General features: G+C 60.7%; 1 pseudogene. It reads left to right on the top strand.

Annotation, left to right across the window (positions count from 1 at the left end):
- A pseudogene (locus AF337_RS03940) lies at positions 1 to 211 on the top strand (sugar ABC transporter ATP-binding protein); the annotation flags it as partial.

The raw sequence follows: 211 nt of genomic DNA, 5'->3' as shown, positions 1-211 counted from the left end.
GCCTTGACCGTTGGCGAAGTGGATCGATTGTTCGACATCATGCGTGGCCTGGCGTCCTCGGGCGTTGGCATCGTCTATATCTCGCATCGTCTTGAGGAAGTGCCGCAGATCGCTCACCGCGTAACGGTCATGCGCGACGGCAAGGTGGCTGGCGTCACCAAACCAGATGCTCCGCAGGCCGAACTGGTGCAGCTTCTCGTCGGACGTCCTT

The organism is Rhizobium ecuadorense, from assembly GCF_001187535.1.
Classification (GTDB): Bacteria; Pseudomonadota; Alphaproteobacteria; order Rhizobiales; family Rhizobiaceae; genus Rhizobium; species Rhizobium ecuadorense.
The sequence above is the reverse complement of the archived record's forward strand: the minus strand, read 5'-3'. Positions and strand labels throughout refer to the sequence as shown.